We start from the raw sequence: 26,371 nt of genomic DNA on the forward strand, positions 1-26,371 counted from the left end.
CAGACGTGAAAAAACACCCCGCAAAGGGCGCCTTTCCATTTAGTTATTGGAGCGCGTGCTGATGGTGGCGTTCAGGCTGTTGCCCGACACCGACTGGTTGTACTGGTAAATGGTGGGCACGTTCGGAATGCCCGAGAGGCGGTAGGGCAGCGCCCCGCCAAACGCGCCCACGTCCACTCCGCTCTCGCCCGTGCCAATGGCCGGGCTGGTCGTGCGCAGCTGAAACGCGCCGTCCGTCGAGGCCGTGCCGCCCACAAACAGGTTGCCCGGCGTCACGTTCTGCTGGTTGCCGTTGGCCGTGCCAAACTCCGCATTGCCGGCGATGTTGTAGCTGTAGGCGTTGTTGCGCGGCGTGAAGTTGTTGCCCGCGCCGGTGTAGGTCATGATGTTGTTCTTGATAACGGCGTTGTCCACATCAATGCCGTATTGGCTGGTGCCGGCCAGGGTTCCGATGACGTTATTAGAAATGAGAATATTGCTCATGCGGGTGTATTGGCCCGATGAGGTGATACCCCCGGTAAGAATGTTGTTGGTAATGTTGACATTACTAACCGCCGTGCCCGCTGTAGAGCCGGGATATAGCGAGACGCTATACCCATTCTCCACAATATTCTGGCGGAAAATAATGCCGCTCACCCCCACCGAGCCTATCGAAGGATTGTAGCCAATGTAGCAGTAGCCACTGGCGAAGCGGTTGCGCTCCACCGTAACGTTGCTGGCCGCAATATTCATGCTGGTATTGAGGGTGCAACCCGTGATGCGCGAGCCCGCGCTGCCAGCAGCAAACGTTATCGCGTCGGCTATCGACTCCCGCGTATCGAGCTGCAAGCCCGTATTTTGGGTCAGGTAGTAGCCGTTGCCGATAATGGTGAGCGGGCGGATACAGGTCAGGGCGCCGTAGGAAATTCCGCTGGGCTCCAGGTAAATGATGTCGCCCGAACTGGCCGCGTCGTGGGCCGCCTGCAGGGAGGAGTACACGTTGACGCCGCTCACGGCGACGCCGGTGTTGTTGACGCGGCGGATGGTTTGGGCCTGGGCCAGTTGGGAGGCGGCCACGGCCAGTACGAAGAAGAATGTGGCGAATAGGTTTTTCATGTTATCTGGAAAAAAGTGAAAAAGGAAACAGACGGTTGAAAATGGTTTCTGAAGGAAAGGGCATGGAAGTCCCAACTCGCCTTTCAGCCAGGATTCAATTTGTTCTAACTATTATTCAAAATTTTGCGATGCAAAGATTGAAAATCCATTCAATATTTACAATACTCACTATTAAATATTGCTTATCATTTCCTCACTATTCCAGCCGGCTGGAGTAGCTCGCTGCGCTCCCGCTGAATCAGGCATCCTCTTCAGCCATACACTTCAGTCACGTACTTAAAAACCAAGCTTATATAGAGAGGCACGAGGCAGTCTTTAAAAACAAAATCATCCCCGACAAAACGGTCATTTGTCCTTGCCATCACTTCCTAAGCGAAGGCCTGCTGCTGGCCACCTGCTATATTTCCTTTGGTTTCCCTGGAAATTGCAGCTGCGCAAAGCCCCGTTCGCTGGCCCACGTTGCGGCCGGTTATTGTCTTCTCCGACCGCGACCGATGGGCGCAAGGTTGATAATCTGGAATTCTACCACTCGACCTCTGGTCGCTTATTCCATTTGCTTATGCCCGCCACCATCACCGCCGCGCTTCAACAAGTGCAAAGCGCCTAGCAGCAGATTCATGCCGGCAGCACCCCGGTGGCCCTGCCCACCGCCGCCGAAGCGGGCCGCCGCATGGCCCAGTACCTGCTCCAAAACCAATTCATGCTCGTTCTCGACCTGCAGGTGCTGGAGCACGTCTTTGTAAGCCCGGGGGTGCAGGCGCTGCTGGGCTGCCCGCCCGCCGATTTCATCCTGGCCTGGCTCTACAGCCGCGTGCACCCCGACGACGCCCCTTTGCTGGGGCAGGCCACGTCTTCACCGCCGACTACCGCCTGCGCCACCAGACCGGCCAACACCTGCGCGTGCTGCGCCACAACTTTTCGCTCGACTTCGGCCCCGATGGTACGCCCACCGTAGCCGGCAGCACCTTCACCAACATCAGCCACCACAAGCGCCCCGACGACGTGTCCTTCCACGGCACCCACCCCGAGCTGCAGCAGTGACTCGATGAGTTGGTACCCCCCACCGCCCAGCCGCCCCTGAGCGCCCGCTAGCGGCAGGTGCTCGACCAGGTATTACAAGGCCAGAGCTCGCAGCAGATTGCCGGGCACAAAAACGACCAGCGGCCCGGCCACGTTGCCTAGGTGTGCAGGGACAGTCCGTAGGTGGGCAGCGGCAGTAAAGCAGTTTTCATGGTGGGGAGTTGCGCCAGAAACAGGGTGATGGGGAAGGGGCTATTCGAGCCGATACTATGGCTAATAATTTAAGCCCGCTGCCTATCGCGTTTGCCAGTACTCACTCCAACGCCGGTCCTGAGCCGGCCGAGTGGGTGGCGGCAAGCACCGCGGAGCCGCAGTACCTTTGCGCTCCGTTGGGCATCGGCCGCCCGACTTTCTTTTCCCCTGCCCGCCCATGCCCCGCATCCTCGCCATCGACTACGGAAACAAGCGCGTGGGCCTCGCCGTGACCGACCCGCTGTGCATGATTGCCTCGCCGCTGGAAACCATTCACAGCAAGGATTTGGTGGCCTACGTGCAAGCCTACCACCAGCGCGAACCGCTGCGGGCCATTGTGGTGGGCATGCCGCGCACCCTGCTCAACGAGCCCACCGACGTGACCAGCGCCGTGGTAGGCCTGCTGCGCACCCTGCGCCGCGCCCTGCCCGAACTGCCCATTCACGAGCTCGACGAGCGGTTTACCTCGCGCATGGCCCACGCCACCATGCTGGCCGGCGGCCTCGGCCAAAAGGCCCGCCGCGACAAAGCCACCGTGGACCGCATCAGCGCCACTATTATTCTCCAGTCTTTTCTTGAATCGCCGCTGATGCGGGAAGTGTAACCTGTTTAGTTATTAAAAAAAGCGTCATGCAGAGCGCAGCGAAGCATCTTGCCCGCTTCGTTGCAGCAACATTGATTAGTGACTGCGGGCAAGATGCTTCGCTGCGCTCTGCATGACAGCCATATAGTCCCTTTTACCATGATTTACTCCATTGTCGCCATCGGCGACCCCGTGCTGAAAACCAAAGCCAAGAACCTGCCCGCCGACCTGCCCGCCGCCGAGTTGCAGAAGCTGATTGCCGACATGTACGAAACCATGTATTCGGCCAACGGCGTGGGGTTGGCGGCGCCCCAGATTGGCAAGGCCGTTCGGTTGTTCGTGATTGATACGACCCCTATGGTGGAGCTCGACGAAGAAGACCTGGCCGAGCTGGAAGAAGGCGAAGTGCCCGAGGCCGGCATCAAGCGTGCCTTCATCAACCCGCAGATGGTGAGCGAAACCGGCGAGCAGTGGGGCTTCGAGGAAGGCTGCCTGAGCATTCCCGGGGTGCGCGAGCTGGTGACGCGCCACGCCGACATTGTGCTACGCTATGAGGACGAAAACCGACAGGTGCACGAGGAGGCTTTTTCGGATATGGCTGCCCGGGTCATTCAGCACGAATACGACCACCTGGAGGGCATCCTTTTCACCGACAAGCTTTCGGGTTTCAAGAAGCAGCTGCTGAAGGGCAAGCTGGCCCGCATCAGCAAGGGCGACGTGAAGCACGACTACCGCATGAAGTTTGCCGGCGACGGCAAGCGGCGGTAATTGTGCTAGCAGAGCGAAAGAATAGAACGTCATGCTGAGCGCAGCCGAAGCATCTCGCGTGCAGAAGTAATTAATTACTTGCGCGGTAGAGCTGCTTCAGCTACGCTCAGCATGACCGTTTTTAATGAATTACACAGCCAAGTCCGTATCTTGTTAGCCGTGAAAAAATACGGTTACCTACTGCTCATTTGTGCGCCTCTGCTTTTCATTGCCCACCGGGCGCAGGCGTGGGGGTTTTTCGGCCACCGGCTGCTCAACCGGTTGGCGGTGTACACCTTGCCGCCGGGTATGATTGGCTTTTACAAGGCCAATATCGACTACCTGACGGTGAACGCCACCCGGCCCGACTCGCGCCGCACGGTGGTGCCCGACGAGGCCCCCAAGCACTTCCTCGACGTGGACCGCTACGGCGACAGCGCCGAGTACAAGCTGCCGCGCAAGTACGCCGACGCCGTGGCCCGCTACGGCGAGGACTCGCTGCAACGCCACGGCATTGTGCCCTGGAACGTGGTGGCCATGAAAAACAAGCTTACGGCCGCCTTCAAGGCCAAGGATACCGACCGCATTCTCAGCCTTTCGGCCGACCTGGGGCACTACGTGGCCGATGCCTGCGTGCCGCTGCACACCACCAAGAACTACAACGGCCAGCTCACGGGCCAGCGCGGCATTCACGGGCTGTGGGAGTCGCGGCTGCCCGAGCTGCTGAGCGCCGACTACGACCTGTTCACGGGCAAGGCCGAATACATCGATAACCCCACCAACGCCATTTGGGCGGCCGTTATCCGCTCGCACGCGGCCGTCGATTCAGTGCTGCTGTTCGAGCGGCAGCTCACGGGCCAGATGTCGGGCGACCAGAAATACGGCTACGAGCAGCGCGGTAATAATACCGTACGGGCCTACTCGCGCGAGTTCAGCCGGGCCTACCACGCCAAGCTCAACGGCCAGGTGGAGCGGCAGATGCGCTACGCGGCCTCGCTCATCGGCGATTTCTGGTTTACCTGCTGGGTCGATGGTGGCTCACCCGACCTCAGCCAACTGCCCCGCACGCCATCGGAGAAAGAACAGCTGCGCTTGGAGCGTGAAACCAAAGAGCTGGCCGTGAAGCCCGCCGTGTCGGCGCCGGGGCACGATGAGTAGCGGTGAGGAAGGAGGAATAAGAACGTCATGCTCATCTGGCGTCCGCTTTGTCGAAGCATCTCTACCGCTTTGTTGCAACGATTGAGTTACTTCAGCAGTAGAGATGATTCGACAAGCTCAGCATGACGTTCTTATTCTCTTCGAAATTCCTTCCCTTTTCATGAAAGGCGTTTACTCCCTCCTGCTCCTCACCATTTCCAACCTGTTCATGACGTTTGCCTGGTACGGGCACCTGCATTTGTTCAAAAAAATGGCCTGGTTTGCCAAATTGGGCATTTTTGGCGTCATCATGGTGAGCTGGGGACTGGCGTTGTTCGAGTACATTTTCCAGGTGCCGGCCAACCGGCTGGGCTTTGTGGAAAACGGCGGGCCGTTCAGCCTGTTTCAGCTCAAGGTCATTCAGGAGGTGATTACGCTCACGGTGTTCACGCTGTGCGCGGTGTTCATCTTCAAAACCGACAAGCTGGGCTGGAACCATGTGGCCGGCTTCGTGCTACTGGTGGCGGCGGTGTACGTCATTTTCAAGAAGTGGTAAAAGCGCGCCCGGCTACTGCGTTTTTACCACCCGTAGCACTTCGGTGCGGCCTTCGCCCACAAAGCGCAGGTGCAGGCTGTACACGCCCACGGGCAGGCCGGCGGTAGGCAGTGCTACTTGCTGCTGGCCGGCCGGCAGGGGCGCCGCCGGCCGGGCCAGCACCGCGCGGCCCAGGCCGTCGTGCAGCGTGAGGGCCACCGTTTGGGAATGCACTAGGATGAAAGCAACCGACAATTCGGACCCAAACGGGTTGGGAAACGCCGCCGTGGTGGCGGCTGGGCGGCTGGCAATTGTAGCCAGGGGCCGGCAAGTCAGGCGCGGCGTTTGGCCCCAGGTTTCGGCGCCCTTCCGGTAGCCAATCAAATCGGTGCCCTGCGAGCAGCAACTGGTGTTTTGGGAAGAGCTATTGGTTTGCCCCAGCCCGGCGGCATAGGTTTCAAATAGCGTACCGTCGGCAATTGGCCTTTGCAGGCATACCGAGTCGTTGGGCGGAGTGCTGAAACTGCCACCACTCCAACTATAGCGGCCATCATAACGCCAGACAGTTCGCTGGTTCCACTACGCCGAGCGACTGGCATCGCGCAGCACCCCGCCGGTGCGCAGCCGCGGCCCGTCGGGCACGTATTCACCGGTACCGTAGGCAAGGTGAGGCATCGTCTGGCTGGAGACGACCAAGGTAGTAACCTGGCCATAAGTCTGCCGGGTGGGGGCGCAGTGCCAGATGCGATAAGTCAGCGTATCGCCCGTGCGGCTGACCGTCCGCGTGAGCACGCTATCCACGTAATTATAATTGTAGATGACGGGCGAAGGCGTGGGGGTGTTGAGATTGAACTCGTGGCTGTTGTACCAGAATGTATCGCCGGGCTGAAAATTATAGATGGCCTGGGGCGTGAGCTGCGCGGTGCCTAGGCGGCGGCTGAGCACCGCGCTCAGCACCAACTGCCGCACCCGGCTGGCGGCCCGCAGCCGCGCATCGCGCAGCGAAGGCCCTTCAATCAACCCGTTTTTCTTGCTAAGCCGCCACACTTTGCCGGCAGATGAGGTGATGGTTACCACCGAATCGACTTGCCCCAGCACCGTGGCCAGGCCGCGCGCCGTGACGCGGGCCGTTTCGCCGCCCGCCGACACGTCCAGCGTCCACGGCTGATTGAGCGGGGCGCGGGGGCGGAGTTCAAATATTTTCAGGTAGGAAGTGCTGGTAAGCCAATAGTCGCCAAACACCAGCAGATATTTGACCTGCGTGGTGCTGGCACTGCTGACCCACATGGCTCCGCCGAAAAGATTATCGGAGTAGCGGCAGGTGGTGCAGTTGGCGCGGCTCGACGCCCCCACGTTGGGCCCAACGCGGTAGTTAAAGGAATACGCCGAGTCGCCACTTGTAATGTCAACGTTTCGCTCCAGTCGAAACGAGTAGAGCGAATCGCTCCCTACTTGGCTGAATTCGTAGGAATGGCCCGGCCGGAACGGGCGGAAGTTTTGGCCCTGGGCCGTGAAGGCAAAAAGGATAATGAGTAGCCAGTAGTTGTTTTTCATGAGCCTTGCAAGAATCGGGGCCGCCGTGGCGCGGCAGCCTGCCAGCAATATAGAAACTAAATAATCAGCTTGTTAAGCATTTCTCAGCATTGGTTTTCGGCGTAGCTGAGCGGCGGTTGAAACACCTGAAGAAAAATTAATGTGGCCTTCAGCCCGGGTTCAGGGCGCGGTAGAAATTTTGTATCGTCGGAAGAGCAACCGGAGCTCGCCGACACCAACGATTCATCTTTTCAACCCCAACTTTATAATTCCCATGAACAAGCCCTTTTATTCGGTAGCCCTGCTGGCCGCCGCCCTGCTCGCCGGCCACATCCAAGCCGATGCCCAGACCACGACCAAAATCAAAACCAAAACTTCGAAATCGGCCAAAGCCACGGCCGGCAACCTAGCCACTCCACCGCCGCCGCCCGCCGAAGGTGACGGCCCGGAAGGCCCCGGCGGCCCCCGTGGCCCCCGCGGCGAACACGGCCCCAAAGGCGGCCCCCGCGGCGAGCGCGGCCCCGGCCCGGGCGGTGAGCGCGGCGGCCTGCAAACCATCACCGACGTGCGCGGCACCCTGAGCAGCTACCTGGCTAACAACGACGACCAGGTGTACGACGCCTTCATCCTGAAGCCCGCCAGCGGCGCCGTGGATACCGTGCGTTTCCCGCGCCACCTGGGCCAGCAGCTGCAGGCCGCCGCCAAAGCCGGCAACGCCGTGACGGTGAGCGGCGTGCGCCACACCGGCCCCGACGGTCGCAGCCACTTCCGCTTCGTGAGCCTGACCAGCGGCAGCCAGACCGTCAACGACGCGCCGCCCGTGCGCCCCACCACCCCGCCCACGCCGGAAACCGCCACCGCCAAAGGCACCATCAAGGAGCTGCGGCGCGACCCCAAAGGCCGCGTCCGGGGCGTGGTGCTGAGCGACCAGACCGTGGTGCAGCTACCGCCCTCGGCCCTGGAGCAGCTCGGCGACAAGCTGACCGTGGGCGCTGCCGTGGAAGCCACCGGCAACCTGCGCACCGCTCAGGCCGGTGAGGCCCGCGTGGCCGGCACCAGCGCCCCGCGCGTAGTGCACGCCCAGACGCTGGCGCTGGGCGGCGTGAAGTACCTAGTGCGGTAGTTTGGTTAAAGAGAGTAAACGGCGCGGAGCAAAACTTCGCGCCGTTTTTTCGTAGCGTGGACTCTGCGAGTCCGCGCCCGTATGGTTTCGTTCGTTCATCCAGGCGCGGACTCGCAGAGTCCACGCTACGTATCTCCCTTCATGCGCATTCTCATCGTCGAAGACGAAGCCCGACTGGCGGGCTTCATTCAGCAGGGCCTCACGCAGGCCGGGCACGTGGCCGACGTGGCCACCACCGGCCCCGAGGGCCTGGAGCAAGCCGCCACCACGCCCTACGACGCCGTGCTGCTCGACCTGATGCTGCCCGGTCAGAGCGGCCTCGACGTGCTGCGCAACCTGCGCGAGTTCGGGATTCAGACGCCCGTCATCATTCTCAGCGCCCTCACCGACACGCAGCACGTGGTGAAGGGCCTCGAAGCCGGGGCCGTGGACTACCTGCGCAAGCCCTTTGCTTTCGACGAGCTGTTGGCCCGGCTGCACATTATCGGTCGCAAAACCGCCGGGCCGGCTGGCGCCGACGCCCTGCGCCTGGCCGACCTCGTGCTCGACCCGCTGGGCCGGGTGGTGACGCGGGCGGGCAAAACGTTGAATCTTACCAACCGGGAGTTTGCAGTGCTGGAGCTGCTGCTGCGCAACGCCGGCCGCGTGGTGAGCAAAACCCGCCTCGCCGAAAAGGTGTGGGACGTGGACTACGACATGGGCTCGAACGTGATTGAGGTGCACATCTCGCAGCTGCGCCGCAAGCTGGACCGGGATTTTGCGCCCGCGCCGGCGCTGTTGGAAACGGTGATTGGGCAGGGCTATCGGCTGCGCGAGCCGGGTGCAGCGGGGTGATGTAGGGTTAAGAGAAACGTCATGCTAAGCGCAGCGAAGCATCTCGCGTGTGGTAGTAACTCAATCGTTGCAACGTCATTGATTAGTAGAAGCACGCGAGATGCTTCGGCTGCGCTCAGCATGACGTTCTTTTAATCATGGACTCCTCTATTATTCCCTTCCCCACCCCACCCGCCAAAAACCGCCGTTTCCGCCTGGGCCTGCGCGGGCAATTGCTGCTGGTGTTCGGGCTGGTGTTTGGGCTGGCCACGCTGGCGGCGGGCAGCTACCAGTACCGCAGCCTGGGCCGCCTGCTGGCCCGCGCCGACGACGACCGCCTGCGCCTGCGGGCCAGCCAGCTGCTGGCCCGCGTCAGCCTCGACCCGCAGCCCACCCTGCCCCTGCCCGACCAAACCGGCGAAACCATGCGCCTGGTGTTTGAGGAGCCGGGCCAGCCGGCCCGCGAGCTGTTCCGCTCGGCCCGCTGGCCAGCCCACGACACAGCCGGCCTGCCCCGGCCCGGCACTCCCGGCCACAAATTGCAGCACGGCCGCGTGGTGGCCGTGGCCCGCCTGGCCGCCCCACCCGGCCCCGGTGCCGACTACGCCGAGCCCACTGGCCGTCTCACGCTCTGGCTGGCCCACCCCGCCGCGCCCCTCGAAAAAGCCCTGGCGCGGGTGCAACGCACGCTGTGGCTGGGGCTGCTGGGTAGTGCGGGCTTGGCCGGGGCGCTGGCGCTGCTGGTGGCGGGCGTGGTGCTGCGGCCTCTGCGGCGCATGGCCGCGCAGGCCCGCCGCATTCAGCAGGCCCAGGACATTGCGCCCCTGCCCGTGCCCGACACCGGCGACGAAGTGCAGGAACTGGCCGAAACCCTGAACCAGCTGTTGGCCCGACTGCGCGGCCAGGCTACGGCCCAGGCCAACTTCCTGGCCGCTGCCGCCCACGAGCTGCGCACGCCCCTGGCCACGCTGCAAACCGGCCTCGACGTAAGCGGGCGCGACCATAGCCTGCCGCCCGCCACCCGCGCCGCTCTGGCCGGCCACGATGCCGAGCTGGCCCGCCTGGGCCGCCTCGTGGACGATTTTCTGCTGGTGGGCCGGCTGGGCAATGGGGCCGCTCCGCCCGCCGCCCGCCGCCCTGTGGCCCTTGATGAGCTGCTGCTAGCGCTGGCCGACCGAGAGCTGCCGCGCTTCCGGGCGGCCGACCGCACCCTCACCATTGAGCTGCCCACGGAGGAAACCGATGCCGCGCAAGCCACGGTGGAAACCGATGTCGACCAGCTCACCACGCTCCTACTGAACCTGCTCGACAACGCCCGCAAGCACGCCCGGCCCGGCACCGGCGTGGTGCTACGCCTGCAGGCCGCCGCGGGCCAGGGCCCCGTGGTCAGCATTGAAAACGAGTTGGCAGCCCCGCTGGGAGAGCGCCTGGCCCAACTAACCACCGCCTGGTACCAAGCCGACCCGCTGGCGCCCGGCACCGGCCTGGGCCTGTGGATAGCCGGCCGGCTGGCGCAGGGTTTGGGCTTGAAGCTGGCGCTGGCCGAGGAGGCGGGACGGCTGCGTGTCACGCTGGGCTTTCCGGTTTAGAGCCAGAATGATGTAGGGGCGGGGCTTGCCCCCGCCTGGATGTGCGCGCAACTGCAGCGATGTCGTTCAACGTTCGGGCGGGGGCAAGCCCTGCCCCTACGTCGTTCAGGTTTCGGCCAGTCATTTTTTAGCTTTCGGCCGATAAAAACCTAGGAGGCCGGCGCGGCGTACCAGCGGCAATGGCACGGCTCTGGGCCATGCCCTTTTTCTGCATTTTATGGTTCATTTCTGCTCCCGGATGCTGCTGGCGCTGCTGCTGGCAGGTGTTTTTGTGTTTTCGGCCCAGGCCCAGAAGGTGGGCCTCGTGCTCAGCGGTGGTGGGGCCAAGGGCCTGGCCCACATTGGCGTACTCAAGCAGTTGGAGAAAAACCACATTCCCATCGACTACATCGTGGGCACGAGCATGGGCGCCGTGGTGGGCGGCATGTACGCGGCCGGCTACTCGCCCGAGGAGATTGAGCAGGTAGTGCTCAGCCCGGAGTTTCAGCGCTGGACTTCGGGCAAGCCCTTGGAGAGTAAAACGTTCAATTTCCTCACCGCTGAGCCTTCACCTTCGGCGCTGCGGCTCGGCATTGCCATCGACTCGACCTTTAAGGCGCGGGTGAGCACCAACCTGGTGAACGACCTGAACCTGAACCTGGCCCTGGCCCGCCTGCTGGCGCCGGCCTCGGCCAGCAGCGGCTACAATTTCGACAAGCTGTTTGTGCCCTTCCGCTGCATGGCCTCGGAGGTGTTTACGCGGCAGGTAGTGGAGCAGAAATCGGGCTCGCTGTCGGACGCCATTCGCAACTCGATGTCGTTTCCGCTGGCGTTTCGGCCTATTCGCAACCTCGACGGCAAGTACTACTACGACGGCGCGGTGTACGACAACTTCCCTACCGGCACCATGAAAAAAACCTTCGCCCCCGACATCATCATCGGGGTAAACGTGGGCGATGTGGCCATGAAAAAGTATCCCAAAAACGACGACCAGCTGCTGGGCAGCACGGTGGCTTTTCTGGGCACAAGCGTGGCCGACACGAGCAGCGTGGGCAAAAACGGCATCTACATTCAGCCCGACCTCGATGGCATGGGCGTGGGCGATTTTGACCGCGTGAAGGACTTCATTGCCGAAGGCGACACGGCCGCCCTGCGCAGCATGGCCAAGATTAAGGCCCGCATCAGCCGCCGCGTCGACTCGACCGATTTGCAGAAGCGGCGGCTGGCTTTCCAGGGCCTGGCGCCCAAGCCGCGCTTCATCGACGTGAAAGTGAACGGCCTGCGGCCCGACCAGAACGAGTACGCGGCGCGCTTTTTCCGCAAATCCGGCCGCGAGTATTCGCTCGACGATATTGAGGAAGGCTACTACCGGCTGGCGTCGGACGACTATTTCAAGAACATTTACCCGCGCATTCGCTACGATGCGGCACGGCAGGGCTACGTGTTCAGCGTGGACGCCCAGCGCAACAACAACGTGAGCACCGAGGTAGGCTTCGTGCTCTCAAACCGGCCCATCGACAACCTGTATTTCGGCATCGAATACCGCTACCTGCGCCGGCTGCTCTACACGGCCTCGGCCGATGTGAGCCTGGGCCGCTTCTACAACGGCGCGCACGGCTCGTTCCGCGTCAACATTCCCGCCAAGTACGCCTATTTTTTCGAGCCCGAAATCACCTATAACCAGTGGGATTTCCAGAATACGGGCGGCGTACTCGGGCGCGACGTTATCAACACCCAGGTGCGGCAGCAGGATACCAAGCTGGGCGGGCAGTTCGGCATCAGCCCCACCTACCGCAGCCGCTTCCTGCTCGATGTCGCCACCTTCGTGACCAAGGACGAGTACACCAATTCCAAGGAAATCAATTCGGCCGACGTGCTCGATGCCACCGTATTCCGGGGCGCCACGGCCGCCCTGCGGTTGGCCCGCAACACCCTCAACCGCAAGCAGTACGCCACCAGCGGCCACCGCTACGTGTACACGCTGCGCGGTGTGACGGGCGAGTCGACGTACACGCCCGGCTCCACGGCCCAGCAGCTGGCCAGCACCAGCCACCGCGAGTGGCTGCAGTTCCGGGCCACGGTGGAGCGGTACTTCGGGCTGAAGGCTGACCGCCACGCCTGGGGCTATTTTGGCGAGCTGATGGTGAGTTCGCAGGGCACGTTCTCGAACTACCGCTCGTCGCAAACCACGTCGCCGGTGTTTGCCCCGCTGCCCGACTCGCGCACGCTATTTATGGATGCCTACCGCTCGTCGCGCTACGCGGCCGTGGGCCTGCGCTACAACCAGCCCTTCCTGAAGAAGCTGGAGTGGCGCACCGAAGTGTACGTGCACGTGAACGGCCAGCCCCTCAAGCAAGGCAACCTGCAGGAAGCCGTGCGTCAATCGGGCTTCGACCGGCCGCGCGTGACCGCCAGCACGGGCCTCATTTTCCAGACGCCGGTGGGCCCGCTGGCCCTGCACGCCCGCTTCTACGACGACCCTTCGGAGCGGTTTGGCGTGTATGGGCACCTGGGCTTCCTGCTGTTCCGCAGCCGCGCGCTGGAATAGGAACGGGGTAGCATTGGGAAGTTGTAGAACGTCATGTCTCGGCAAACTCGACATGACGTTCTTTTTTGGCTTTTCCTTTCTGTCTTCCTACCCCTGCACCGCATCGGCCACCGCCTGCGCGGCTTCCAACGGCAGCAGGTGGCCGGCGCCGGGCACCACAGTGAAGGGCGTGCCGGCCGGCAGCAGCGGCAGCGTGAGCGTGCGCTGGCTGGCGGGCGTGATGGCTTGGTCGCCCTCGCCCACCAGCAGGTGGCAGGGCACCGCCAGCTGCGGCATCAGGCGGGTGATGTCCTCGCGGGTGCCGTGCTCCAGCCAGATGTCCCAGGCGGGCTGGGTGCTCCGCAGGTTGTCGGCGATGACGTGGGCGCGCAGTTCAGGCGCCAAGGGCTGGCAGGTGATTTTGCGGAAGGTCTTTTCAGCCTCCTCGGGCTTGCCGTAAGCGGCCAATGAAGCGGCGCGGTCTTGCTCGGTCATGGGCTCGCCGGCGGGCGGCGAGGGCGAGAGCAGCACCAGCCGGCGCAGGCCCGCCGGCTGCCGCGCCGCTAGGGCCAGCGCCATTTTGCCGCTCATGCTGTGGCCAATGAGCGTGAACTCGCCCGCTCCGTGCTGCTCAATGAAGGCAGCAATCCAGTCGGCGTAAGCAAGTACCGAATAGTCGAACCCCGGCGGCACCGGCTGCGCGCCGAAGCCGGGCAGGTCGGGGGTGAGCAGCGTGGCGGCGGCGGGCAGCAGCGGGCGCAGCAGGTCGTACTCGCGGCCCGCGCTGGCCCAGCAGTGCAGGGCAATGATGGTGTGAGGCATAAACAAAACTAGTAGCGCCGGCGCCAGGGCCGCGGCGAGCCTGAATAAGCGCAACCAGTGCCGGGTTGTTTGCCGCTTTCCCAAAAATCGAGGCGTTCGGCAGCACTGGACGACTACCGATAAAGGCCGCCGTCACGGCCGCTCTGCCGGGGCGTGGCCCTTGGCCAACCAGCGCCGGCTGCCCCGCCTGGCCAACCGGCATCAAGCTTTTTCGCAGCCAGGCAAACCGGCGCCCATTTTTTTTCCGTAAGTGCGCCCCAACTACCTGTTTTCATTCAGCAGCCCGGCTCAGGGCAGCCATATTATTCCTTAAATAAATTACGTACTTCTTACGCCGCCTTTATCTGCAATAAGCCCGTACTACTATCCTGGTTCACTGTCTCTTTATTACAATCCCTGCTGCGCACCGTCTACCGGTGGGCGGCAGTCTCCATCCATCCATGAAATCAACTCTGGCGCTGCTGACGGCGACGGACGAAGAAGCGCTGGTGCAGCGTCTCTTGGCCCGCGACGAACAGGCTCTACGATTACTCCATGACCATTATTCGCGCAACCTGCTCGTCGTCATTCTCCGCCTCGTGCGCGACGAAGACCTGGCGCAGGATGTGCTGCAGGAAGGGTTATTGAAGGTGTGGCTCAGCATTGCCCGCTACGACCCCGGCCGTGGCCGCCTCTTCACCTGGATGGTACGGGTGTGCTGCAACCAGGCCATCGATGCCCTGCGCAGCCCACGGCACCGCTTCCACAGCGCCAATAAATCGTTGGAAGTAGGCAGCGCCCAGCAAGCCTCGGCCCCCGTGTCGTTCAACCCCGAGCACATCGGGCTGCGCGAGCTGGTGCTGCGCCTCAAGCCCCGGCAGCGCGAGGTCATCGACCTGCTCTATTTCGGTGGCTGCACCCAGGTAGAAGCCGCCGAGCAGCTCGGTATTCCGCTGGCTACCGTGAAAACCCGCGCCCGCGCCGCCCTGCTGGTGCTGGGGCAGCTGGCGAAGTAGAAATCGGCATTCGGGCCAACATAGAAACGGTCATGCTGAGCGCAGCCGAAGCATCTCTACCGCAGCAGTAAACCTAATTACTTGCGCGGTAGAGATGCTTCGGCTGCGCTCAGCATGACCGTTTTGGTTAGCTCAGATTTGGTCGGGAGTTACTTCGGGCATTCTTCCCGCGTCAGGCTTTCGTTGATGAGGATGGCGGCGCGGTTGCCATCGGCGGCGGCCAGCAGGGCTTGCTGAGTACCGGGCGTGGTATCGCCAGCGGCATAGAGGCGCGGAATGGACGTTTCCATCCCGGCATCGACCCACACAGCGCCTTTGCTGGTGAGGCGGGCGCCCGCATCGGCGGCCAGGGCGCTGCGCTGCAGCTGCGGCGCGTGCAAAAACAGGGCGGCCCGCTCCAGTCGGCTACCGTCTTCAAACTCAATGCCCTGCAGCTCCCGCTTCGGCGAGCCGATGAGCCGGGCAATGGGCTCTTCGCGGATGCTGATTTTCTGGCGGCGCAGGCGGCGGCGGGCGTTGGGCGTGAGGTGGCCGGGGCCGTCGGTCAGCACCACAATATCGGGGCTCCAGCGGCTCACCAGCAGGGCCAGGCCCGTCACGGTACGGCCTTGGCCATACACGGCCAGGGGCTGGCCGCGCACCTCCCAGCCGTGGCAATACGGGCAGTGCAGCACCCCTATGCCCCACAACTCGCGGAAACCCGGCAGCGGCGGCAGTACGTCGGTCACGCCCGTGGCCAGTAACACGCGCCGGGACGTGAGGGTCACGGGCGCATCATCGGCGGTGCCCCGGCCAGTGGCCGCGAAGCCGCCCGCCTGCGGCCTGATGGTTTCGATGCGCAGGCACTGCACCTCCACGGTATCGTAGGGGCGCAGTTGCTCGTGGCCCAGGCGCAGCAGCTCGGCCGGGGCTACGCCGTCGCGGGTGAGGAAGCCGTGCACGCCTGGCGAGCATTCGTTGCGGGGGCGGCCACCGTCGGCCAGCAGCACCTTGCGCAGGCAGCGCCCCAGCGTGAGAGCCGCCGAGAGCCCGGCGCTGCCCGCGCCAATAATCAGGACATCGTATTGCATCAACTTTAGAAGAAAGAACGTCGGGGGCTGTAACTGCCCGCACGGCGCCCAGGTTATGGCCGGCGCCGCAAAAACGAGCACAAAAAAACCCTCCCCGGCGTGGGGAGGGTTTTTTATTGAATCACCGGCCGGGCCGGAAGCTGCCTTATTCTTTGATGAGGCGCTTGGTGAGGTTGATGACCTGGCCGTTGTTCTGGCCACGCACCAGCACCATGTAGGTACCGCTGGCGATGGTGTTCACGTCCAGGGCTTGGGCGATGCCGGCTTCACGCTTCACGCTCAGCACTACGCGGCCCGCGGCGTCCAGCACGCTCACCTGGTAAGTGCCGGCGGGCAGGGTGGTCAGGTCAAGCTGCGTGGTCGAAGTGGCCGGGTTCGGGAACAGACTGATGGCCGGCTCGGCGGTGGCGGTAGCCGTGAAGGTCACGGTGCGCACCAGCGAGTAGGTAGCCGTGCCGTCCACGTCCACTTGCTTGAGGCGGTAGTACACCAAGCCCGTGGTTTTGCGGCCGATGCCGGCGTCGGTCAGGTTGTAGTCGGTCGGGGTCGAGGCGTTGCCCTGCCCGCGCACCTGGCCGATTTTCACGAAGTCCGTGCCGTTGAGGCTGCGCTCCACGTCGAAGTGGTCGTTGTTCTTCTCCGAAGCCGTGCGCCACACAAGGGCGGCGTCCACGTTCTTCACCGCCGTGGCCGTGAAGTCGGTCAGCTCAACCGGCAGCGGGTTGTTGCCCGTGGCCACCGTGAAGTTCTGCACCGTGATGCCACCGAACAGGTCCACCGTGGTGATGCTCACCGTGGTAGAGCGGCCGGCGCGGGGCAGCTTGGTGCGGTCCACAACCGTGAACAGGCCCGTGCCCGAAGTATAGCGGATGCCGAGGCCGGCCAGCGTGGTCGAGTCGGCCACGCTCAGCTTGCCGAACGAGATGCCGTTGCTCACGGTGCCGGTGCCGGTGGCAGGCACGCCGCCGGTGGTGGAGTAAATCAGTCCGGCCGTGTTGTAAGCCGCGCCGTTCGGGTCGATGCCGTAGGCCAGCACATCGCCGTTGGCGTACTGGTTGCTGTTGCCTCCTTTCGTCGGCGTGGCCGTGTACACAGCGGCGTTATCCGAGCCCACGGGCACCAGGTAGATGGCCGTGTTCGACACCGCGCCTAGGGCGTCGGTAGCCGTGTACTGGAACGGGGCGTTGCCGACGAAGCCCGGCGTTGGGTCGAAGCGCAGCGTGGTGGCCTGAGTGGGCGTCAGCGTCTGGCCATCGGCCACCAGCGTGTAGGTACCGGCGTTGTTGTAGTAAAGGCGGCCTTGCGTCGCGTCGGGGGCTTTCGTCACCGTGTAGGTGATGGCGTTGCCCTCAGGGTCGGCGGCGCTCAGGGACGAGATGAACAGCTGACCGGTATTGGCCGAGTTGCTCTGAGGCGCCTGACGGGTGTTCACCACGTTGGCCGCAATGGGGGCCTTGTTGATGATGGTCGTGGCTTGCGTCGCGGTGTTGTTGCCCGTGTTGCCGGCGTCGCCGGTGGCCGTAGCGAAACCCGTCACGTTGAACGCCGCCGAGGGAGCCGCGAAGCTGATGACATTCGATACCGCGTTGGCGGCGCCGGGGTTGATGGTACCGGGCACCGGGATGCTGATGGTTGCACCCGAAGCCACCGTCACCGGGGCACCGCCGTTCAGCGAGTAGGACGTCACACCAGCGGGCAGCTGCACCGTCTGGGTTGCGCCACTCACGGCCGAGAGGCCCGCCACGCTCGTCACCACGGTGTAGCTCACCGGCGCGCCGGCAATCGTCTGGCTGGGGCCGGTGATGGCCGTGGCCACGTCCGGGGTCAGCGTCACGAGCTGGGCCCGCACGGCAGTGTTGTTGGCGGTGCTGCCAGCCGGTTCCGACTGGTCGGCCCGTACCACAGCGGTAGCCACCAGCGGCGTAGCGCCGGGCGCAATCACCGTCACGGTGTTCGTCTGCAGGCCCGTGGGGAACGTCGCGTAGGCGAACGTCACCAAGCCCGTGGCGGGGTCGTAGGTAGTACCGCCGGCGTAGGTGGCTACGCCCGTCGTCGTGTTCACACTGGTGGGGGCGGCGCCGTTCACCAGCACCGCGTTGGTGCCGGTTACGGGCAGGCCGGCAACCAGCTCCAGGGTTTGCACCACATTGGTAGCGGTGGTGTTGGCAGTGTTGTTGCGCGTGTTCACCGAGAACGTTACGGCGGTGCCAACGGCCACCGTAGCGGGGTTGGCCGACGGGACGGTTACGCTTACACTGGTGCCCATGTCAATCAGCGTCGAGGTGGCCGGCTTGATGGCCGTGGCCAGGGTGGCGGTGTTGTTGCGTTCCACCTGGTCGACCACGCTGCCGGTCACAGCCACCGTTGCCGTCGGCTGAATCAGGTTGGTGTTGGCCGGAACATCGAAGGTGATGGAGCCGATGCTGGCATCCAGCGTACCGGGCGCTTGGTTGGTTTGCGCGGTGAAGCGCACCACACCATCGGCAGCGTTATAGCCCGACGTGGTGCTGTTGGTCAGTACCAAGCCGTTCACGTCGCGTACCACCACGCCGCTCAGGCCGGCAGGCAGTTGCACGGTAGTAGTCACGGTACCAGCCACGCTGGGGCCGTTGTTGGTCGTCACCACGGTGTAGGTGATGCCTCCACCCTGCACGGCCGAGGTCGGGCCCAGAATGGCCACCTGCAGGTCGGCCACGGGCGTCAGCGCGGTGGCCACGCCGTCGGCGTTGTTGGTCGTGATGCCTTCCGGCGAGCTGGTGCTCACTTCGGCCGTGTTGGTCAGATTGGTATTGCCGTTGGCCGGAGCGTAGTAGGCAATGGTGTTACTCACCGTGTTGCCGGCCGCCTGCGAATCAATGCTGGCGAAGGTCACGAGGCCCGTGTTCTGGTTATAGGTGATAGCCGAGGTGCCGCTACCATAGGTGGCGGTCGTCACGCCGGCCACGGTAGCTACCGAGGTCGGAGCCGCGCCGTTGATTTGCACAGCGTTGGCGCCCGACACGGGCAGGCCGGCCGGGATGTTGGCCAGTTGCACCACGCTGTTGGCGGGGGCGGGGCCGTTGTTGGTCGTCGTCACGGTGTAGCTCAGCAACTGGCCAGCCGTGGCCGAAGCGGGGCCGGTCATCTTGGTGGCCACGTCGGTCAGGGCGGGGTTCACCGTCACTTGGGCAGTGGCCAGGTTGTTGGCCAGCACGTTGTCGATGGTCGTGGTCGACACGTCAGCCGTGGCCGTCACCACGCCCGAAGTCGGGGCGTTGAACACCAGCGCATAGGTCTGGTAGTTGGCCGAGCCCGTGGCCTGCGTGGTCGTGGTGCCCGAGGTCACAATGCCCGTGCTCGAATCGTAGGTGATGGCCGTCGTGCCCGAGCCATAGGTGGCCTGGGTGCCCGAAACGCTGGTGGGCGCCGCAGGCGTAGCGCCGTTCAAGCCAATCTTCAGGGCATTGGTGCCCGTGATGGGCAGGTTCGTGGGAATGGCCACGCGCGTTACCACCCCCGTGGCAGCGTCGCGGCCGTTGTTGCCTTCCGTCACCGTGAAGGTGACCGACGTACCCGCGTCCACGCTCGTTACGGGCGTGCCGGGAGCGGCCGTGGTGGCCACGCCCACCGTTACGAAGGCGTTGGCAAACGTGGTGGCTACCGGCGGAGCTGCTACCGTAGCCGATACCGTGCGCGAGTTGTTGGTGCCGTCGGTGTCGCCGCCGGTCGTCGAAGGCGTCACGCTGGCCATCACTGAGTAGTTGGCGCTCGGAGCCGTGAAGCTCACCGTGTTGTTCACCGTCTGGCCCGAAGCCAGCGAGGCGATGGTCGGGAAGGTCACCGTGCTGCCGCTGATGGTAGCATTGCCCGTCACGAAGACGTTGGTAGCACCAGCCGGCAGCGTGATGGTCTGCACCACGTTAGCAGCGGCCGATGGGCCGTTGTTCGAGGTGGTCACGTTGTAGGCCACTTGGGTGCCGGCCGTGGCCGTCGTCGGGCCGCTCAGGGTGGTCGCTACGTCAAACACCGTGCTGGCATTGATGGTAGCCGACTGCTGGTCGTTGGCCGTGAGGCCGGCTTGGTTCGAAGTGGTGCTGATGGCCGCCGTAGCCGTCACCGCCCCCGTGGGCTGGGTGTAGGTAATGGTGGCCGTGAGGGCATTGCCCGCGCCGGGAGCCAGCGAGGCAATGGTGCCGCCGGTCGGCGTGGTCGTGAAGGTCACCAGGCCCGTGGACGAGTTGTAGGTGAACGACAAGCCCGTGGGCGGTGTGATGCTCACGTTGCTCAGGCCAGCCGGCAGCTGGATGGTGGGCACCACGTTAGCAGCTGTCTGGGCACCGTTGTTGGTGAAGGTAGCCGTGAACGTGGCGGTAGCGCCGGCGTTGCGCGGGCCGTTGCCCGAAATCGTGGCCACTACATCGGCCACGCTGTTCACAGTAATAGGCAGGTTGAAGAAGTCGGGCGCCGCCGTCACCGTGCCTTGGCTGGTGGTGGTGGTCACGTTGCTGGTCAGCGTAGTGCTGCCTGTGGTAGCGGGCGCGGTGTAAGCGAAGCTATAGGAGTTGGTAGCGCCGCTGGCTAACGACACCGGCGCACCGGTGAAGTAAATCACGTTGCCGCTGATGGTGGTGCCGGGGTAGGCGGCCACTAGGTCGGACTGCTGCTGGCCGCTCAGCGAAGCGCCCGCGGGCAGCGTCACTTTCTGCGTCACGCCGGCGGCCGTGTTGGGGCCGTTGTTGGTGAAGCTGGCCAGGTAGGTGCCCGAAGGCTGGCCGGCGCTCTGCGTAGCCGGGCCGGTCACCACCGTCGTCACGTCGGCCACGTCCACCACCGGAATGGTGTAGGTAGCCGGGCCGTTGGTGATGGTGCCGCCGTTGTTGTTGGTGGCGCTCGTCACGTTGTTGCCGTCGGTCGAGGTGTAGGTGAAGCTCACCGTGCCCGACACTCCGAAGGTGGGCGTGTAGGTCAGGGTACCCAGCAGGGCCGGGGTAATCTGCGTGGCGGCAATGTTGGCCGCCGTCAGCACCGTGCCGTTGTAAGTCAGCGTGCCCGTGGCGGGCAGCGACGTGATGGTGTAGTACTGAATGGCGTTGGCCGTGCCATTCGGGAGCGTGCCCGATACCGAGCTGCTCAGGTTGGGATTGAGCACGGTGGCGCCGTTGTTGCTCGGAATGTTAACGTTGGTGAGCGTGTTGGGCACCGGGCCCAGGTTCACGGCCACGTTGCCCGAGAATTCCGACGTGCTGCTGTTGGCACCGCTCACGAGCGTGGCCGTGCTGGTCAGCAGCGTGCCGTTGCTCACGCCGGGCAGGCTGCTCAGCGGAATGGTGAAGGTGAAGTTGTTCACACCCGTGTCGGAGCCCTGCGCAAAGCCGTTGATGTTGCCCGAGTAGTTGCTGGTGCCGCCGTCGGCATCGGCCACGCCTTCAACCACCGTCGTCAGGAACGCGCGGCCCTGGCCGAAGTTAGCGCCCGTAGCGTTAGGGGTGGCCGGGTTGGCCTGGGCGGTAAATAGCTCGATAGTGGCGCCAGCCTTAGCGTAGCCGCGCAGCACCAGGTTGCTGCCCACGATGGTGGCCGAGCGCAGAATTGGGTAGTTCACTAGGCCGTTGGCGCCGGTGGTGCCGTTGGCATTGTTCAGCGTCACGTAGGGCGAGGTGCCCGTCGCCTCATTGTTGCCGTCCACGCCCAGGTCGATGCCGATGGCCCCCGAGGCGGTCAGCCCGTTGAGCGAGGTCACGTTGCCGTTGTTAAAAATCGAGTTCTGGCTGATGAGCGTGTTCGTCACCGGCGAAGCGCCGGCGTTGCCAATCAGCGTGATGCCCGAGCCGTAGTTGCTGGAAATAACGTTCTGGCTGATGCTGTTATTCGCGCCGTAGATGCGAACACCCTGGGGCTCGGAGGCGTTCTGGCTGGCGGCGTTGCCGCGGCCGTTGTTGGTCACCGTGTTGCCGGTGATGGTGTTGCCACCGGCCGAGCGGTAGCTGTCGATGCCCTGCGCCGAGTTATCGGCAAACAGGTTGCTGGTCACCGTGGCGTTGCTGCCCTGGATGTCGAGGCCGTCGAGGTTGTCGCGAGTGCGGGAGTTGCCGCGCACTTCGTTGCCCGTCACGCTCACGTTGGTCACACCGCCATTGATGGCGATGCCCTTGCCGTTGGCGAAGCCAATCAGGTTGTTGCTCACCACGATGCCGGCCGTGCCGCCCGCCAAGCGCACGTTGTCGGCGTTGGTGGCCGTGGGCGGCACACCAAACGCGGTGGCCGTCGCGCCCACCACGTTTTGGGCGATGGTTACGTTATTGACGGAGGTGATGATGTTCGCGCCGTTGTTGCTGTCGGTTTCGTTGCCGAAGCCATAAACCGCCATGCCGCGCACCTGGCTGCCCGCGCCGGACACGATGAGACCGTAGGCCACACCGGTGCTGCCCACCAGCTGCACCTCGGGGCCGTTGAGTCGGCTCAGGGCCGTTGCGCCCGTGCCCACGGTGCCGCCCGCGCCCAGCAGCACGTCGTTAGTGTTGCCGATGTTGTAGGTCTGGGTCGCGCCGTTGATGGCCGTGTTCGGGCCCGTAATCTGCGGCAGGAAGGTGGCGGGCGTAATGGTGGCCACGCCGCCGGCCAGGTTAGCGGCCGGAATCATGAAAATACTCGTTTCAACGCCCGTGGGCAGGGCCACGCCGGCACGGCCCGCGGCCGTCGAGCCGGTGGCCAGGTCCTGGGCGTTGGTGTAGAAGCCCGCCTGGGTCAGCGAAGCTTCGTCGCCCAGCGCGTTGGCGTTGTTGATGAACTGGCGCAGCGAGCCCTGGCCCGCGTCGTTGCGGTTCACCACCACGTCGAAGTTGAAGCCAAAGTCGGGGCCGGCGTTGGTGCCGCCAGTCACCACCGATGTCGTGGCCACGCTCTCGGTCGTCACCGTGCCGGTGCGCAGGTCCAGGAGCGACTGCGTACCGGAGTTGGCGGCCGCGTCGGTAAAGGTCGGGTTGAAGCCGCCCACGGCGGTCGTCGTGCCGTTGTAGGTTTGCACCGCTACCTGGGTGCTGGTGTAGCCGGCCGTGGCCGAGCCCGTGAAAGTGGCGCCCGTACGGCTCGAAATCACCGAGCTGTTTACCACGCGCACCGTGTAGTTGGTACCCACCGGCGCGTTGAAGGCGTACTGGCCGTTGGCGTCGGTGATGGCCGTGGCCACCAGCGCGTTGCTGCTGTTGTAGAGTTCTACCTTGGCACCTGGGCGGCCCACGGCGCCAGTGGCCGTGCGGGGCCGGCCGGCGCCGCCGCCGTAATTCACGTCTTCAAACACGTAGCCCGTCAGGGCCGACAATACGGGAGCGTTGCCCGAAAATTCGGACGTGGAATTGCCTACCGTGGCCGTGCTGGTCAGGGCTGAGCCCACCGCCGGCGGCGTGGTCAGCGGAATGAGGAACGAGAAGCGGTTGGTGTTGTCGGTGCCTTGGTTCAGGCCGTTCACCGGGTTGGTATAGGTGCCGGTGCCGCCATCAAGGTCGGCGGCGCTGCCTTCGGTGGCGCTGCCCAAGTAGGTGCGGCCCTGGCCAAAGCCTTGGTTAGCCGTCACGCTGTTGGCCGTGCCGTCGGCCGTGAAGAATTCGATGATGGAGCCGGGGCGGGCAAAGCCCTGCACCAGCAGGCCGTTGCTCGTCACGGAGGCGGTGGTAATCACCGGGAAGTTGAGCACGCCGTTGCCGCCCGTGTCGCCGTCGCCGTTGTCGTTGATGCTCACGTTGGAGGCCGTGCCGGTAGCGCCGTTGTAGGTGGTAGCGGCCACGTTGCCCTCGGCCGTGGTCAGGATGTCGATGCCCAGGCGGGTGTTGCCAAAGGTCGAGTTCTGCGTAATGGTCACCAGGTTAGCGCCCGCTTCCACCAGCACGCCCGAGCCGTTGTTGCCGCTCAGCACGTTGTTGGAGATGGTGGTCGTGTTGGTGGCGCCGTACATGCGGATGCCCGAGCCTTCCACGCCGCGGTTGCTGGTCACACCCGTGCCGTTGTTGCTGATGGTGTTGCCGGTGATGGTATTGCCACCCACGCCGTCGTTGCCGAACGAGTCGATGCCATGGCCCAGGCTTTCCGTAATCAGGTTGTTCAAAACGGTGTTGCCCGTGCTGTTGCCTTGCAGCTCCAGCCCGTCAAACACCAGGCCCTCGGTGGGGAAGTTACCCACCAGCACTTCTTGGGCATTGCCGCGCAGCTCGTTGTTAACGATGGAGTTGCCATTGGCCCCGTTGCCGCTGCCAAATACCCAGATGCCCATGCCGCCGTTGTACCCGATGAGGTTGTTGCGCACCGTGCCGTTGTCGGAGTTGTTGAGGTAAATGCCCTGCTCGGTCCCGCGCACGTTCATGCCGGGGTCGGAGAAGCTGATGGCCGTGGTGCCGATGACGTTTTGCGCGATGGTCGTGTTGCTCACGTCCGCCGCCACGCCAATCTGGTTCTGGTAGCCATAAATGCTCAAGCCGCGCACGGTGGCGTTGGTGGCCCCAGCTATAAACTCCAGGCCGGTGCCGGTGCGCGTGCCTTTCAGCTGCACTTCGGGGCCGTTGAGGCGGCTCAGGATGGCCGGGACCGTGCCCACGTTACCGCCGGCGCCCAGCAGGCGGTCGTTAGTGTTGCCGATGTTGTAAGTCTGGGTCGCGCCGTTGATGGCCACGTTGGCCCCGTTTATTTGCGGCAGCACGGCGGCCGTGTTGATGGCGGCCACCCCGTTGGTGAGCAGCGAGGCCGGAATCATAAAAATGCTCGTCTCGCGCCCGGCGGGCAGCGGTACGCCGGCCAGGCCGGCGGCGGTCGAGCCCGTGGCCAGGTTCTCGGCGTTGGTGAAGAAGCCGGCCTGCGCCAACAGGTTGGAGCCCGTCAGGGCGTTCGAGTTGATGATGAACTGGCGCAGCGTGCCCTGGGCGTTGTTGCCGGTCACGGTGGCTACGTCCTTGGGGTTCACCACGGTATCGAAGTTGAAGCCAAAGTCCGGCCCCGTAACGGTGCTGTTTGCATTGAGAGCCACCGTGGCCTGGCTTTCGGCGATGGTGTTGGCCGTGTTCAGGCTAACGAGGGTGGTGCCGGTGGTGCCGTTGCCGGCGTCGTACTTGTTTGGGTCGGCGCCGCCCACAGCGGTGCCGGCGCCGTTGTAGGTTTGCACAGGTATCAGGGCCGAAGTGTAGCCGGCGCGCGAACTGGTGACGGTGTTGTTCACTACCCGCACCGTGTAATTGCCCGCGGCGGTGATGCCGCTGAAAGCGTACTGGCCATTGGCGTCGGTGGTAGTAGCCGCCAAATAGACGCCTCCTGGCGTGTAGAGTTCCACGCGGGCATTGGGCCGGGCCACTCCGCCCGAGGCGGCCAGGCTGCGGCCGACGCCCCCGCCGTAGTTCACGTCTTCAAACACGTAGCCGGTCACCGAGCCACTGGCCGGTGCCAGCTGCGATACGCCCATCAGCCATTTTTCGCCCACGTGAATGTTGTCATCGGCGGTGCCAGGCTGTGGGTGCCACCGGGAGCCGTTACCGTCATTAATCAGGTAAAGCCGGAAAGACACACTGGTAATGGGGACAGTGGTGTTCACCAACACCGAGCCGCTCGCGCCCCCCGAGCCGGTGGTCGCATTGATGAAACCCTTGGTGACGGTGGCGTTGTTGCGAATCCGCGTGTTGCCGTTCGTCACGATAAACTCATTCGGGCCGTCCAACTTCGACAACGTCACGCCCGCAGTTAGCAGGTCCAGGTCAACAGCAAAGCCCAGAAGACCGTTGTTTCCGCCATCGTAGGTTCCGCCCATGCCGGTGATGTGCAACACCGGGTTGGAAACGGGCTGGTTGAAGGTGATGGTCAAATCCGCATACTGGTAACGCGGATTCCTACTGGCATTGTAGGCCAACGCGTGGGCAGTCATCAGCATGCTCACGCTGCGGTTAGCATTTATCGAAATGCCGTCAGTTCCCCCCGATACGGACGTGTAGTTGCCATCAACCGAACCGCCGACATCGTTCATTAGCGGGAAAACCTCATCGGCAACGGCAGCAATGCCTCCAGTGCCCCCATTGGCACCAAAGGCAACCCCCGTGCCCGTGCTCATGCGAGCGGTTGATACGCCCGTGTACTGCTGGTTGCTCAGCGAGAACGTGGCCGTGGTGATAGGCACGTAGGCGGCAAACGTATTGCCGTTGGGGTTATCAATGTTGTTTTGAAAGGTAATAACCTGATTGCCTGTGGTAATACCATTGCCAGTTGGATTGTCCGCGCTGGCCGCGAACTCCAGCGCAGGCGTTTGCGCCAGCGCCGCATGGCTGAACGTGGCCAATAGCGCTAGCAGCGCCAAGCGCCAGCGCTGCAACGCCGGCTTCCTAGTGGTGTGACTGCCCCGTCGATTGGGAGGGACTGCCACATTTCGTAAGGATGCTCTCATAAAACTTACGTGTTGGAAAGAAGTGAAAAAATTAAAAAGTGTTGCTTCGATGGAGTGAGGCCCAAGCTTATAAAAGGGCATGATTCAGCTACAAAACTAAATTTTGGCCCTTTGTAAGGGGTGCCTTTTTCGTTTAACCAAGCCGCTCAGTCGGTAGATGCATC

At 63.7% G+C, this 26,371-nt stretch carries 17 protein-coding genes; 11 read left to right on the forward strand and 6 right to left on the reverse strand.

The features are described 5' to 3' along the window. Positions 1-39: 39 nt before the first annotated feature. Positions 40-1,095 (reverse strand): right-handed parallel beta-helix repeat-containing protein, encoded by a 1,056-nt coding sequence (locus Q5H92_RS02080; protein WP_305009807.1) that lies wholly within the window; start codon positions 1,093-1,095, stop codon positions 40-42. Positions 1,096-1,729: 634 nt separating this feature from the next. Here Q5H92_RS02080 and Q5H92_RS02085 point away from each other — a divergent pair. The 6 genes from Q5H92_RS02085 to Q5H92_RS02110 all read left to right on the forward strand — a co-directional run bounded on the left by Q5H92_RS02085 (position 1,730) and on the right by Q5H92_RS02110 (position 5,390). Next, a complete protein-coding gene (locus Q5H92_RS02085) occupies positions 1,730-2,050 on the forward strand; it encodes a PAS domain-containing protein (RefSeq protein WP_305009808.1) in 321 nt (106 codons plus the stop codon). Continuing rightward, positions 1,996-2,136: a hypothetical protein gene (locus Q5H92_RS02090; protein WP_305009809.1), complete on the forward strand. Its 141-nt coding sequence runs from the start codon at positions 1,996-1,998 to the stop codon at positions 2,134-2,136. Before Q5H92_RS02085 ends, Q5H92_RS02090 begins: the two co-directional genes overlap by 55 nt. Positions 2,137-2,545: 409 nt before the next feature. After that, positions 2,546-2,971 (forward strand): Holliday junction resolvase RuvX, encoded by a 426-nt coding sequence (gene ruvX, locus Q5H92_RS02095; RefSeq protein ID WP_305009810.1) that lies wholly within the window; start codon positions 2,546-2,548, stop codon positions 2,969-2,971. Positions 2,972-3,109: 138 nt separating this feature from the next. Beyond that, the gene (def, locus tag Q5H92_RS02100) at positions 3,110-3,718 is read left to right on the forward strand and encodes a peptide deformylase (RefSeq protein ID WP_305009811.1); all 609 of its coding nucleotides are present in this window, start codon (positions 3,110-3,112) and stop codon (positions 3,716-3,718) included. 159 nt (positions 3,719-3,877) lie between these two features. Next, positions 3,878-4,855, forward strand: coding sequence for a zinc dependent phospholipase C family protein (locus tag Q5H92_RS02105; protein ID WP_305009812.1), 978 nt, complete (start codon positions 3,878-3,880; stop codon positions 4,853-4,855). Between the two features lie 160 nt (positions 4,856-5,015). Beyond that, positions 5,016-5,390 carry a DMT family protein gene (locus tag Q5H92_RS02110; protein WP_305009813.1) on the forward strand — a complete coding sequence of 125 codons (375 nt, stop codon included), beginning with the start codon at positions 5,016-5,018 and terminating at the stop codon, positions 5,388-5,390. A gap of 12 nt (positions 5,391-5,402) precedes the next feature. On the opposite strand, the gene Q5H92_RS02115 is transcribed toward Q5H92_RS02110, so the two are convergent. Continuing rightward, on the reverse strand, positions 5,403-5,753 hold the full coding sequence (locus Q5H92_RS02115) for a T9SS type A sorting domain-containing protein (RefSeq protein ID WP_305009814.1): 351 nt from the start codon (positions 5,751-5,753) through the stop codon (positions 5,403-5,405). Positions 5,754-5,948: 195 nt separating this feature from the next. Beyond that, positions 5,949-6,923 carry a hypothetical protein gene (locus tag Q5H92_RS02120; protein WP_305009815.1) on the reverse strand — a complete coding sequence of 325 codons (975 nt, stop codon included), beginning with the start codon at positions 6,921-6,923 and terminating at the stop codon, positions 5,949-5,951. A gap of 253 nt (positions 6,924-7,176) precedes the next feature. Between Q5H92_RS02120 and Q5H92_RS02125 the strand changes: the two genes are divergently transcribed. The 4 genes from Q5H92_RS02125 (at position 7,177) to Q5H92_RS02140 (ending at position 12,954) form a co-directional block, all read left to right on the forward strand. Continuing rightward, the gene (locus tag Q5H92_RS02125) at positions 7,177-8,025 is read left to right on the forward strand and encodes a hypothetical protein (RefSeq protein WP_305009816.1); all 849 of its coding nucleotides are present in this window, start codon (positions 7,177-7,179) and stop codon (positions 8,023-8,025) included. Positions 8,026-8,166: 141 nt separating this feature from the next. After that, positions 8,167-8,859 carry a response regulator transcription factor gene (locus Q5H92_RS02130; protein WP_305009817.1) on the forward strand — a complete coding sequence of 231 codons (693 nt, stop codon included), beginning with the start codon at positions 8,167-8,169 and terminating at the stop codon, positions 8,857-8,859. Between the two features lie 137 nt (positions 8,860-8,996). Beyond that, positions 8,997-10,427, forward strand: coding sequence for a histidine kinase dimerization/phospho-acceptor domain-containing protein (locus Q5H92_RS02135; protein ID WP_305009818.1), 1,431 nt, complete (start codon positions 8,997-8,999; stop codon positions 10,425-10,427). 217 nt (positions 10,428-10,644) lie between these two features. Then, positions 10,645-12,954 carry a patatin-like phospholipase family protein gene (locus Q5H92_RS02140; RefSeq protein WP_305009819.1) on the forward strand — a complete coding sequence of 770 codons (2,310 nt, stop codon included), beginning with the start codon at positions 10,645-10,647 and terminating at the stop codon, positions 12,952-12,954. A gap of 87 nt (positions 12,955-13,041) precedes the next feature. On the opposite strand, the gene Q5H92_RS02145 is transcribed toward Q5H92_RS02140, so the two are convergent. Next, on the reverse strand, positions 13,042-13,755 hold the full coding sequence (locus Q5H92_RS02145; protein ID WP_305009820.1) for an alpha/beta fold hydrolase: 714 nt from the start codon (positions 13,753-13,755) through the stop codon (positions 13,042-13,044). 440 nt (positions 13,756-14,195) lie between these two features. Here Q5H92_RS02145 and Q5H92_RS02150 point away from each other — a divergent pair, with 440 nt between their 5' ends. After that, positions 14,196-14,750 (forward strand): RNA polymerase sigma factor, encoded by a 555-nt coding sequence (locus Q5H92_RS02150; protein ID WP_305009821.1) that lies wholly within the window; start codon positions 14,196-14,198, stop codon positions 14,748-14,750. Positions 14,751-14,899: 149 nt separating this feature from the next. Here Q5H92_RS02150 and Q5H92_RS02155 read toward each other — a convergent pair whose 3' ends face one another. After that, positions 14,900-15,820, reverse strand: coding sequence for an NAD(P)/FAD-dependent oxidoreductase (locus tag Q5H92_RS02155; RefSeq protein WP_305009822.1), 921 nt, complete (start codon positions 15,818-15,820; stop codon positions 14,900-14,902). 145 nt (positions 15,821-15,965) lie between these two features. Beyond that, complete coding sequence (locus tag Q5H92_RS02160; RefSeq protein WP_305009823.1) at positions 15,966-26,186, reverse strand: T9SS type A sorting domain-containing protein; 10,221 nt, start codon at positions 26,184-26,186, stop codon at positions 15,966-15,968. Positions 26,187-26,371 lie beyond the last annotated feature (185 nt).

The sequence above is a fragment of the Hymenobacter mellowenesis genome, assembly GCF_030581005.1.
Taxonomy (GTDB): domain Bacteria; phylum Bacteroidota; class Bacteroidia; order Cytophagales; family Hymenobacteraceae; genus Hymenobacter; species Hymenobacter mellowenesis.

What these genes read in the sequence shown, in the direction of transcription:
- Q5H92_RS02080 (WP_305009807.1), bottom strand. Translation starts at nt 1,095, where the DNA reads ATGAAAAACCTATTCGCCACATTCTTCTTCGTACTGGCCGTGGCCGCC.
- ruvX (WP_305009810.1), top strand. Translation starts at nt 2,546, where the DNA reads ATGCCCCGCATCCTCGCCATCGACTACGGAAACAAGCGCGTGGGCCTC.
- def (WP_305009811.1), top strand. Translation starts at nt 3,110, where the DNA reads ATGATTTACTCCATTGTCGCCATCGGCGACCCCGTGCTGAAAACCAAA.
- Q5H92_RS02110 (WP_305009813.1), top strand. Translation starts at nt 5,016, where the DNA reads ATGAAAGGCGTTTACTCCCTCCTGCTCCTCACCATTTCCAACCTGTTC.
- Q5H92_RS02120 (WP_305009815.1), bottom strand. Translation starts at nt 6,923, where the DNA reads ATGAAAAACAACTACTGGCTACTCATTATCCTTTTTGCCTTCACGGCC.
- Q5H92_RS02125 (WP_305009816.1), top strand. Translation starts at nt 7,177, where the DNA reads ATGAACAAGCCCTTTTATTCGGTAGCCCTGCTGGCCGCCGCCCTGCTC.
- Q5H92_RS02130 (WP_305009817.1), top strand. Translation starts at nt 8,167, where the DNA reads ATGCGCATTCTCATCGTCGAAGACGAAGCCCGACTGGCGGGCTTCATT.
- Q5H92_RS02135 (WP_305009818.1), top strand. Translation starts at nt 8,997, where the DNA reads ATGGACTCCTCTATTATTCCCTTCCCCACCCCACCCGCCAAAAACCGC.
- Q5H92_RS02140 (WP_305009819.1), top strand. Translation starts at nt 10,645, where the DNA reads ATGGTTCATTTCTGCTCCCGGATGCTGCTGGCGCTGCTGCTGGCAGGT.
- Q5H92_RS02145 (WP_305009820.1), bottom strand. Translation starts at nt 13,755, where the DNA reads ATGCCTCACACCATCATTGCCCTGCACTGCTGGGCCAGCGCGGGCCGC.
- Q5H92_RS02150 (WP_305009821.1), top strand. Translation starts at nt 14,196, where the DNA reads ATGAAATCAACTCTGGCGCTGCTGACGGCGACGGACGAAGAAGCGCTG.
- Q5H92_RS02155 (WP_305009822.1), bottom strand. Translation starts at nt 15,820, where the DNA reads ATGCAATACGATGTCCTGATTATTGGCGCGGGCAGCGCCGGGCTCTCG.